The 9,518-nt window shown below is 64.6% G+C and carries 14 protein-coding genes and 1 tRNA gene; 10 read left to right on the forward strand and 5 right to left on the reverse strand.

The window, feature by feature from the left end:
* The first annotated feature begins 2 nt into the window (after nt 1-2).
* The 6 genes from FHT32_RS23765 (at nt 3) to FHT32_RS23790 (ending at nt 3,871) form a co-directional block, all read left to right on the forward strand.
* On the forward strand, nt 3-1,091 hold the full coding sequence (locus FHT32_RS23765) for a hypothetical protein (protein ID WP_176667066.1): 1,089 nt from the start codon (nt 3-5) through the stop codon (nt 1,089-1,091).
* Nucleotides 1,092-1,205: 114 nt separating this feature from the next.
* Nucleotides 1,206-1,574 carry a hypothetical protein gene (locus FHT32_RS23770; RefSeq protein ID WP_176667067.1) on the forward strand — a complete coding sequence of 123 codons (369 nt, stop codon included), beginning with the start codon at nt 1,206-1,208 and terminating at the stop codon, nt 1,572-1,574.
* A gap of 55 nt (nt 1,575-1,629) precedes the next feature.
* Nucleotides 1,630-2,451, forward strand: a complete 822-nt coding sequence (locus FHT32_RS23775) for a DUF2303 family protein (protein ID WP_256099137.1) — start codon at nt 1,630-1,632, stop codon at nt 2,449-2,451.
* A 49-nt stretch (nt 2,452-2,500) separates the two neighbouring features.
* Nucleotides 2,501-2,800, forward strand: a complete 300-nt coding sequence (locus FHT32_RS23780) for a hypothetical protein (protein WP_176667068.1) — start codon at nt 2,501-2,503, stop codon at nt 2,798-2,800.
* A complete protein-coding gene (locus FHT32_RS23785) occupies nt 2,797-3,123 on the forward strand; it encodes a hypothetical protein (RefSeq protein ID WP_176667069.1) in 327 nt (108 codons plus the stop codon). The genes FHT32_RS23780 and FHT32_RS23785 overlap by 4 nt, the downstream gene beginning before the upstream one ends.
* Nucleotides 3,116-3,871, forward strand: coding sequence for a hypothetical protein (locus tag FHT32_RS23790; RefSeq protein ID WP_176667070.1), 756 nt, complete (start codon nt 3,116-3,118; stop codon nt 3,869-3,871). The genes FHT32_RS23785 and FHT32_RS23790 overlap by 8 nt, the downstream gene beginning before the upstream one ends.
* A gap of 5 nt (nt 3,872-3,876) precedes the next feature.
* Here FHT32_RS23790 and FHT32_RS23795 read toward each other — a convergent pair whose 3' ends face one another.
* Complete coding sequence (locus tag FHT32_RS23795; protein ID WP_176667071.1) at nt 3,877-4,119, reverse strand: hypothetical protein; 243 nt, start codon at nt 4,117-4,119, stop codon at nt 3,877-3,879.
* Entirely contained in the window at nt 4,116-4,364 is a 249-nt protein-coding gene (locus FHT32_RS23800) for a hypothetical protein (protein ID WP_176667072.1), read from the reverse strand. Before FHT32_RS23800 ends, FHT32_RS23795 begins: the two co-directional genes overlap by 4 nt.
* 28 nt (nt 4,365-4,392) lie before the next feature.
* On the opposite strand from FHT32_RS23800, the gene FHT32_RS23805 reads away from it, so the two are divergent.
* Entirely contained in the window at nt 4,393-4,644 is a 252-nt protein-coding gene (locus FHT32_RS23805) for a DUF4224 domain-containing protein (RefSeq protein WP_176667073.1), read from the forward strand.
* On the forward strand, nt 4,641-5,669 hold the full coding sequence (locus FHT32_RS23810) for a site-specific integrase (RefSeq protein ID WP_176667074.1): 1,029 nt from the start codon (nt 4,641-4,643) through the stop codon (nt 5,667-5,669). The genes FHT32_RS23805 and FHT32_RS23810 overlap by 4 nt, the downstream gene beginning before the upstream one ends.
* A 66-nt stretch (nt 5,670-5,735) precedes the next feature.
* Here FHT32_RS23810 and FHT32_RS23815 read toward each other — a convergent pair.
* A tRNA-His gene (locus FHT32_RS23815) sits at nt 5,736-5,811 on the reverse strand.
* 297 nt (nt 5,812-6,108) lie between these two features.
* Here FHT32_RS23815 and FHT32_RS23820 point away from each other — a divergent pair.
* Together FHT32_RS23820 and FHT32_RS23825 are read left to right on the forward strand one after the other, a co-directional pair.
* Entirely contained in the window at nt 6,109-6,357 is a 249-nt protein-coding gene (locus tag FHT32_RS23820; protein ID WP_176667075.1) for a GlsB/YeaQ/YmgE family stress response membrane protein, read from the forward strand.
* 65 nt (nt 6,358-6,422) lie between these two features.
* Nucleotides 6,423-6,755, forward strand: coding sequence for a hypothetical protein (locus FHT32_RS23825; protein ID WP_093203403.1), 333 nt, complete (start codon nt 6,423-6,425; stop codon nt 6,753-6,755).
* Between the two features lie 22 nt (nt 6,756-6,777).
* Here the strand turns inward: FHT32_RS23825 and FHT32_RS23830 are convergent, their stop codons facing one another.
* Together FHT32_RS23830 and FHT32_RS23835 are read right to left on the reverse strand one after the other, a co-directional pair.
* On the reverse strand, nt 6,778-7,452 hold the full coding sequence (locus tag FHT32_RS23830; protein ID WP_176667076.1) for a histidine phosphatase family protein: 675 nt from the start codon (nt 7,450-7,452) through the stop codon (nt 6,778-6,780).
* A 123-nt stretch (nt 7,453-7,575) separates the two neighbouring features.
* Nucleotides 7,576-9,489 carry a SurA N-terminal domain-containing protein gene (locus tag FHT32_RS23835; RefSeq protein ID WP_176667077.1) on the reverse strand — a complete coding sequence of 638 codons (1,914 nt, stop codon included), beginning with the start codon at nt 9,487-9,489 and terminating at the stop codon, nt 7,576-7,578.
* Between the last annotated feature and the right edge of the window lie 29 nt (nt 9,490-9,518).

The following is a 9,518-nucleotide window of genomic DNA, read 5'->3' on the forward strand; positions in this document are numbered from 1 at the left end:
CCATGTCCGATCTCGCAACCACCTCCGCTGCTGAAGTCAGCACCCAACCCACCAGCATCGCCCAGGCGGCGCTCGCCGTGTTCTCTCCGCTGGAGAGCGATATGGAGGCCCTCGCCACGCGGCACCGCAATGTCGTCTTCGACATGAGCACGCCGAAGGGCTTCAAAGCCGCCAAGGACGCGCGCCTCGAACTCCGCGAGTCCGGCCGCTTCGCCATCCAGCGCCTGCGCGACAAGACGAAAGACCAGCTCAACGACTGCAAGAAGGTCATCGACGGCGAGGCCGCCCGCCTGATCGCCATCGTGGAGCCCGTCGAAACGTTCGTGGACGAGCAAATCAAGGTCCACGAGAAGAAGCTCGCCGACGAGAAGGCCGAGCGCGACCGCATCGAAGCGGAGCGCAAGCAGAAGCACACCGACGCCATCGCCGTGATCGAAAGCTACGTGACGAAGGCCGCAGGCCTGCCTATCGAACGCATCGAAGCCGGCCTGGAGTACGTGCGCAACATCAACGTGGGCGCGGATGTCTTCGAGGAGTTCGCCGTGCGCGCCGCGGCGCAGAAGGACGCGACCATCCGGGCCCTCGAGAAGATGATCGCCGAAACCCGCGAGCGCGCTGCGGCGGAAGCACAACGGCTCGAAAACGAACGCCTGCGGGCACAGCTGGCCGAGCTGCAGAGCAAGCAGGCGCCCGCGCCGGCCGCCGCTGTCGCACCACAGGAACAGGTGGCCGAACCAGAGTCCGCCCCCGCGCGCCCCGCCCCCAACACCGTCAGCTACTCCACCAGCCGCGTTACACGCGCGACTGACCCCGCTCCCGCACCCGCGCCTGTTCGCCAGTTCGAGGCCGGCGCCCTCGCAGCCAACGAATCGACAGCGGCGGGCGCTCCCACCCTGCGCATCGGCGACATCGCCGCGCGCCTGGGCTTCACGCTGACCGCAGAGCAGCTGCGCGGCCTGGGCATTGAGCCCGCCGCCCGCGAGCGCGGCGCCACGCTGTACCACGAGCACCAGTTCGCTGACATCTGCGACGCGCTCATCCACCGCGCGGCCGAAGCCAAGGCCGAGCACGCCCAGCGCCTGGCGGCCTGACCAGTTTCGGGCGACCCGTCGGTTGGACTCCCCTCCTCCATCCCTCCTCCCTTTCCGACCGACCCGCGCGAGCGGCGCCCTCTTTCATTTCCCTCAACCACCAGAAAGGTGAACATGCCCGAAGTATTGAAGTCCCCAACGCCGCAGGCCAAGCGGCAGAGCTTCCAGGAGCTCCTGGAAGCGCTCGACTACGGCGCCTTGGCCGAAGAGGCCACGTACGAGCTCAACGAGCTGGTACACGCCTGCACCGAAACCGGCAAGGTCGGCGAGATCGTGCTCGCCATCAAGATCAAGCCGGTCGGCGCCGGCCAGGTCGAGCTCGCCAACGAACTCAAGGTGAAGAAGCCGAAGCCCGTCCGCGGCAAGACGCTGATGTTCGCCACGCCCGACAACAACCTGCAACGCGAGAACCCGCGCCAGCAAACGCTCGACGGCGTACGCACGGTGGCTGAGGAATCGCGCCAAGTGCGCGCGGTGACCTGACCTCGCCTCTCTCCCCAACCCCATTCCTTTTTCAACCTCCTCAACGAGAGAACCCATGAGCGACGACATTCAACTCAACAACATCCAGTCCGCGCTGGACGCGGGCGCCGGTCTGAGCGCCATGAAGGCGGCCGAGCTGGGCAACCTGAACAACTCCTTCCCCTACGTGCTCCTGCCCGAGGGCTACCGCTACGAAGGCAAGGAAGACATCCTGCCCGCACCGCTGCGCAAGCGCGGCGGCACCACGCTGAACGATGCGGCCAGCTTCATTGCGGTGGTCAACGACCAGAAGGGCGAGGCCACGCGCCTGTACTCCACCATCAGCCCGCCGACGTTCACCGCCGTCTTCAACGACGTGGCGGCGCAGCCAGGCTGGCGCGATCACACGGCGAAGTACAACGCGCCGCTCTCGCCCGAGTGGAAAACCTGGGTCGCCGCGTCCGGCCGCCAGCAAAGCCAGGCGGACTTCGCGCAGTTCATCGAAACCAATCTGCCCGACATCGCCGAACCGGTCGGGGCGACGGTACTGGAAGTCGCACGCACCCTCGAAGCGAAGAAGAAGGTCAACTTCGCATCGAGCCTGCGCCTGTCGGACGGCTCTACCCAGTTCACCTACGAGGAAGACGTACAGGGCAGCGCGCAGAAGGGCCAGCTCAAGGTGCCCGAGGTGTTCGTACTCGCGATCCCAGTGTTCGAGAACGGTGACCTGTGGCGGGTGGAAGCGCAGCTGCGCTACCGCATCGCCGACGGCGGCAAGCTGACCATCTGGTACGAGCTGGTGCGCCCGCACAAGGTCATCGAGGCCGCCGTGAAGGAGCTGCGCACCACGATCGCCACCGAAACCGGCCTGCCCATCCTGGTCGGCTCTCCGAGCTGATCCCCTGCCCGCGCCCTCGCGGCGCGGGCATCTGCACCGAGCGAGACAAATGAGCCAGAACGGCCCCCGCACCTTCAGCCTCTGCATGAACGTCGAAGGCTTCATGCGGAACAACCGCTACCCGCGCGGCTACGACATCTTCCAGAACGACGACGGCACACCGCTGACGCCGGCCGAAGCCCTGACGTTCCTGATGACCGAGAAGGCCAAGGGCCACAAAGTCATTCCCTGCTCCAGCGAGTGCAGCAACCCCTGCAAGCACGCCGGTGCTGGCTGCACCGGCTTCGACTACTCCGGCGGAGGCTGTCCGGGCCGCTGCACTACGCCCTCCGGTGAGGTACCTGTATGAATGAGCGCAGCAACCGCATCGAGGTGCGCAACCCGCTGCTCGCAGAGCCCAACCTGATGAAAGAGTGGCTCGAACTGCGCTCCAGCCATCCAGAGGCCGCGGCTGCGCTCCAGCGAATGCTGATGCGGCTCAGCAAGTCTTGGCGTATCAAAGCCCAGCAGACCTGGGAGCGCCACAAGGCTCCGATGGCTCGCTATCAGCGCCGCAACGCGGACATCGCGTTGGATCTGGCCGTCACGTTGAAGGCCGCTGGGGTCTACGCGCGACATCTCGCCTCTGCTGCGAATCACTCACCTGTTCCCTCGGAGAATTCTCATGGCTAACACCACCTGTACCAAGCCGCCGGCCGGCTGGCACTGCACCCTCGCGGAGGGCCACGAGGGGCCTTGCGCGGCCTCGCCAAAGCCGGAGTGGCCGCAGCTCGAGAAGATCATCGACGCCCACGTCGACGGCTACGAGCTGCACGGCGAGAACGCGGCGGGCTTCGACGTTCGCTACGACCCTACCGAGCACGAGCGCTTTCTGATCCGCGATGCCATCGCCGGCCTGTTCGCCGACCCCGACTGGGCGGCGGCGTGGGGCCGGCACGTCAACGAGATCGTCGCGGCCCGAAACGCCGAGCAGCAGCCGCTTTTCTGGTACCGGCCGTGCCGCGGCGGTCTCTACGAGGGTCCGCATCACACAAACTCGGCCGAAGGCAAATTGCTGCGCGCCGAGAAGTCCAGCGAATGGAAGCCGCTCTACACCGCCCCCTCCGTTCCCTGCGCCCCAGCCGCTGTTGAGGCGAACGAGCAAAGAGCCAAGTGTCCCGACTGCAATGGCAGCGGCGTCGATGGCGATGTAGACGACTACGGCCGGACCATCGATATTGCGTGCGGCGCTTGCGATGGAACTGGCCGCGCTTGCAACGGTCGGCAGGCGGCCATTGAGCGAGTAGCGCGGGTCTTTCAGAAGTCCGTGATTGGGATTGTGCCCGCGGACTACGCCACTGGCTACACCGAAGCGCTTGAACATGTGCGTCGTGCCCTCGCCTCCTCGCCCTCCAGCGCCCCAGCCAAGAGCGACACGTGAAGAGATCAGTCCTCTTCGAGGTCGAATTCCATCTGGGCCTGGCGGATCACCCGCGCGACAGCAGGGGTGTGAAGGTCACGGTTTCGCAGAATCGGCACCGTCCAGTTGGCGCCGCCCTCTCCCCCGTCCATCCACCGCACGCCGGCCAGGTGCACGTCAGTGACCTGGCCGGCCATGCCGGGAAGCGCTTCAATGCGTTCGATCAGGATCTGCTGGAGCTGGCGCGCCGTGCGCGTTGCCTTGCTCACGGACGAGGGCTCTCCCCCGCTTCGTCGTCTAGCTCCTCAGGGGCCTCCGCGATGCGAGCCGCTTCCTCCCGGTCGAAGAGAGCTTCAGCTTTCCGCCGGCGAATAGCCCGAACCGCTGCCACAAGAGCGTCTTTTGACGCGGTAGCGCCCAGCGTCGCGATAGCTTGTTCCGCTTCAGCGATCTCGCACTCCACGTGCTGCATCAGCTCGCCAGCGGTCCAGGTCTTGACGTTCGATCCTGACATTTCTTCTCCTTCGTAGGCCACAACAAGTATGCCCTCCGCAGCCAATGAACCACTCGAGCTCACCGCTGATGAGCTGAAGCGCCTCACAAGGCGCAGTCGGTACGCCGCCCAGGCGCGCGTGCTTGAGCACCTCGGGATTCCACATCACCGGCACCCCATCGACGGCATGGCCATCGTCAGCCGCGACGCCGCGCGCGCGGCCCTGGCCAAGGCCACCAACCAGCCCGGCGACGGCCGGGAAGAAGCATCAAACGGACTGAACTGGAGTAAGAGGGCATGAGGCAGCGTGATCGGCAGTCGCAAATGGGGTTGCTGCCCCGAATGGAAGCTCGTCCTCGCAAAGACGGAGGCTTCACATATCGCTTCCATCCGATCGAGGGCAAGCCGATCAATCTCGGCCGAGACAAGGGCGCCGCGATTCAAAAAGTGTTGGACATGAGCAACAAGGCGACAGACCAGGGCCAGTTCGCACGCCTATGGCGCCTTTACCAGGAGCGGCCCGACTTCAAACGTCTGGCCGACAGCACGAAGGATCAATACCGCGACAACTGGAAGGAGCTGGAAAAAGTCTTCGCCAAGGGGGTGGTTGCTTCCACGAAGCCGAAAGACATTGCCCGCTACCTGCGCGTCGAGCGCGCCAACGCCCCTGTGGTCGCAAACCGTGAGGTGGCCTTGTTGTCGAACCTGTTCAACCTCGCAGTCGAGCTCGGTGAGATCGACCGCAATCCCTGCAAGGACGTGCGCCGAAATCCCGAGGAATCGCGCGACCGTCTGGTGGAGGCAAAAGAGTTGGATGCCTTCGTTGCATGGGCGCTACAGCAAGGGCCCAGCAACGTTGTCCTGGTGAGCATGGCGCAATTCGCCGCGCTTACTGGAAATCGGCGAGCAGAGTTTTTAAAGCTTCACTGGCCGCAGGTCGACGAGGAAATTATTCGGCTGCAGCGCGCGAAGCAGCGAGGGAAGAAATCGAAGCGCGAACTAATTGGGGTGAGCGCCGCCTTGCAAGAGGTGCTCGACCGGATGAAGGCGATGGAAGGTTATTCGCCAATGGGCGCGGTGTTCCGCGCGCCGCGCACCAACAATGCCTATTCGGAGCCGGGCTTTAAGGCCATGTGGCAGCGCCTAATGCAAAAAGCGCTCGACGCAAGGGTAATTGCGGAGCGCTTCACGTTTCATGACCTGCGCGGCCACTACACAACGTATTTCAAATTGAAGTTTGGCGAACTGCCCGAATTGCACGCTGATCCGAAGACCACGGCTGGGGTATATGAGCGGAGCCGGGAGGTGCGCCGGAAGTCCCTTTGAATTCCCATTTTGGGAATTTTAGGGCCCTCTTGCTATCGTGTTGATAGCAGGATATGGCGAATTAGATGGGGTGGCTGATGGGACTCGAACCCACGACGACCAGAATCACAATCTGGGACTCTACCAGCTGAGCTACAGCCACCGCAGAGCCTACGATTGTAGCGTCAAAAATCGCTGTTTTGGTTGGCCGCATCGATCAAACAGCTCGAAAGCCACATTTCGCCCTGCCAACACCTGGCCGCCCAGCGTCACTGGCGACGTATTTGTAGGACACCAGGCAATGCACACGCCACGAAGTCAGGCACAAATTCCCGCGCGCCCGCTCGATGTTCGCAGCCTTCGCTGACACGCGCATCGCTCCGCTATCATGAATGCGCCCTGCACAGACGGGGCGTGGCTTCCGGCCAACTCCCCCTTCACCACACCAAAGGAATTCTTCATGAGCATCGTCTGGACCATCCTGATCGGGTTCGTCGTAGGTCTTGTGGCACGGGCGGTCAAGCCGGGCGACGACTCGGCAGGCTTCATCGTCACCACCCTCATCGGCATCGCAGGCTCGCTGATCGTCACGTACGTCGGCCAGTCGCTGGGCTGGTACACCGCCGGACAGGGCGCGGGCTTCATCGCCTCGGTGCTGGGCGCGATCGTGCTGTTCTTCGTCTACGGCCTGATCAAGCGCAAGAGCTGATCGAAATAGAAGAATAGAGAAAAGGCCGTGCCGCGTGCCGCTGCGCGCACATGGCCGCTGCTGTGATGCCCCGCAAGGCACGCGCCAAGCATCATGTCTATGTGGTCGAGCTGGACGACCGCGTATGGAACAACGGCCGCTTCAGGCGCGCCAACCCCGACTACCAGCTCGGCAAGCCTTTCGTCTATGTCGGCATGACCGGCCTGGACCCCGACATTCGTTTCGACAAGCACAAGGCCGGCATCCAGGCCAACAGCTTCGTGCAGGAGTTCGGCCTGCGGCTGCTGCCCGCACTCTACGAACGCTACAACCCCATGACCTACGAGGACGCGCGCCTGATGGAGGTCGACCTCGGCATCGCGCTGCGCAAGGCCGGCTACGGCGTCTGGCAGGCCTGACGCCGGATGCCGCCGTCTTTCTTCAGGAGTAGGTGATCCAGTCCTCGTAGGCCGGACCGTCCAGGTGCGGCAGCGTGTTGTACGTCACGAGCATGTGCCGCTTGGGCGTGAAGGCGAACTCGGTCACCGATGTGTTGCGGATGCGCAGGTTGAGCTCGATCGTCGTCTCGGCGCTCGTGCCGAGCACATGCCCCACCGCCGTGCTGATGGGCCCTCCGCTGGACACCACCAGTACCTTCGCGCCGTGATGCCTGTCTCGCACATGGTCCAGCGCCGTCGTCACTCCGGCCAGAAAGTCGACGTAGCTCGGCATTCCCGCCGGCGCCGTCTTTCCCTGCATCCAGGCGCCCAGTCCTTCGCGCAGCAAGCGGAAGTGGTGCCTGTACATCTCGGGTGAATCGGGCTTCTCCAGCTTGCCCTGGTGGATGGTGGCAATGACCGCCTCGCTGTCGTACTCGTTGAGCCCGGGCCACGGCAGCACGTCGTCGCGTTCGAGACCGAGCCCCTTGGCGATGCCTTCCCAGGTCTGCCGATGGCGCTTCAGCGTGCCGGTGATGACGGCATCGAACTTCATGCCGCGCTCGCGCCAGTACTCGCCGAGGCGAACGGACTGGCGGTGTCCGAGTTCGCTCAGGTTGTCATAGTCGGCGGCACCGAAGCTGGCCTGCCCGTGGCGCACGAGGTAGAGGGTTCCCATGGGCGGAATTCTGGCAAGAAGCCAACGCGCAAGTTGTCCCTCGTGCGACCTGCCTGTGCCCCATGAAAAAAGCCCGAGCCATCGGCTCGGGCCTTGCGTCTGGCGACGTACGGTGCGTGCGTCTCAGCGCGCAGCGGGAGGCAGCGTCTCCGCAGGCTTCGGCACCAGGATCTCTGCCTTGAAGCGGTCCTTCAGGAGGGCGTAGTAAGCGGCATCCTCGGCAGCCGCGATGGACTGGCCGACCTGCGACTGCTCCTGCTTGGCGAGTTCGGCCGGAGGCGGCGTGCGCGGCACGACCTTGGTCACGCGCACCACCGTGTAGCCCTGGGCGCCCAGGTCCACGCCGACGAGCACGGGCAGCTTGGCGGGGTCGGCACGCAGCGCGGCGTCGATGACCGGCAGCGGCTGCGATTGCAGGTCGCGACGCGACACCGTCACGGGCGCACCGAAGGTCGCGCCATCGGCCTTCGCGGTCCAGGCAGCGAGCTTGGCCTCGCCTTCGGTCTTGGCCAGCACTGCGGCACGCTCCGCAACCAGTTGGGCGCGGATCTTGTCCTTCACGTCGGCCAGCGGCACCGGATGTGCCGGCGAGTACTTCGTCACGCGGCCCGACGCGAGCTGGCTGGGGCCGACTTCGATCGCCTCGGTGTTCTGCTTGCGTTCGAGGGAGTCGGCAGCGAACAGCGCATTCAGAAAGTTGCGGTTCGCCAGCGGGCCGGTGGCGCCCGGCGCCGCGGTACGCGCGACGTTGTCGGCTGTCTTGATCGTGAGCTTGAGCTTCTCGGCCGCGGGCTTGAGGCTGTCGGGCGTCTGGTAGACCGCATCGGTGAAGGTCTCGGCAGCCTTCGCGAATTCCTGCGTCGCCTGCTGCGAGCGCATGTCGTTCTCGATGGTCGCGCGCACCTGCTCGAACGGAGGCACCACCGCCGGCTTGATGTCGGTCAGGTGGATGATGTGATAGCCGAATTCGGTCTCGACGACGTTGCTGATCTCGCCCTTCTTGAGCGCGAACATCGCATCCTCGAAAGGCTTGACCATCGCGCCCTTGGTCACGAAGTCGAGGTCGCCGCCCTTCTCCGCCGAACCCGGATCCTGCGAATTCTTGCGAGCAACGTCGGCGAAGGTATTGGGGGCCTTCTTCACTTCGGCCAGCAGCTGCTCGGCCTTGGCCTTGGCCTTCTCGCGCTCGGCGGCAGGCGCGCTGGCCGGCGCGGTGATCAGTATGTGGCTCGCGCGACGCTCTTCCTTGGTGCCGAAGCGCGAGGCGTTCTGCTCGTAGTAGGTCTTGAGGTCTGCCTCGTTCACGACGACGTTCTTCTTCGCCGCATCGAGGTCGAGCACCAGGTATTCGATGCTGGCCTGCTCGGGCGCCTGGAACTGCGCGGTGTGGTCCTTGTAGTAGGCCTCGATGTCGGCATCGCTCACCGTCACCTTCGAGGCAAAGCTGTCGGGAGTGAAGCGGGCGACCTGGATCTCGCGCGTGTCGTAGAAGGCGTTGATGGTGGTGGCGGCCAGAGCGGGCGGCGTGAAGGCCGTGCTCGAGATGCCCAGCAGCACCTGCTGCGTCGCCATCTCGGCGCGGACGGAGGCTTCGTACTGCTCCGGCGTGCGGCCGGTCACGCGCTGGAAGGTCTCGCGGTCGAACTTGCCGTCGGGCGTGCGGAAGCTGGCCAGGCCCTGGTCCTGCGCGAAGATGCGCGACAGGCGGTCTTCGGACACTGTCATGTTGGCCTTGGCAGCCGCTGCGGCCAGCACGCGGTCGCGCACCATGCGCTCCAGCGTGGCATAGCGCAATGCGTCGGACTCGAGGAGCGTCGGGTCGACGTTGGGCGACTGCTGGCGGATGCGATCCGTCTCGACGCGGTGCTGCTGATCCCACTCGGGCTTCGTGATGTCATGCCCTTCGACGCGTGCGACCTTCTCGTCGCGGCCGAAGCCCTGATAGCGCTCGACACCGAAGAACACGAACGAGGGAATGATCAGCAAGAACAAGAAAATCATCACGACTTTGTTGTACTTGCGGAAGGTATCAAACATGCTTGAACACTCTTTTTCGACAGCAGTCG

Origin of the sequence: Variovorax sp. SG517, assembly GCF_013376045.1 — a bacterium.
Classification (GTDB): Bacteria; Pseudomonadota; Gammaproteobacteria; order Burkholderiales; family Burkholderiaceae_C; genus Variovorax.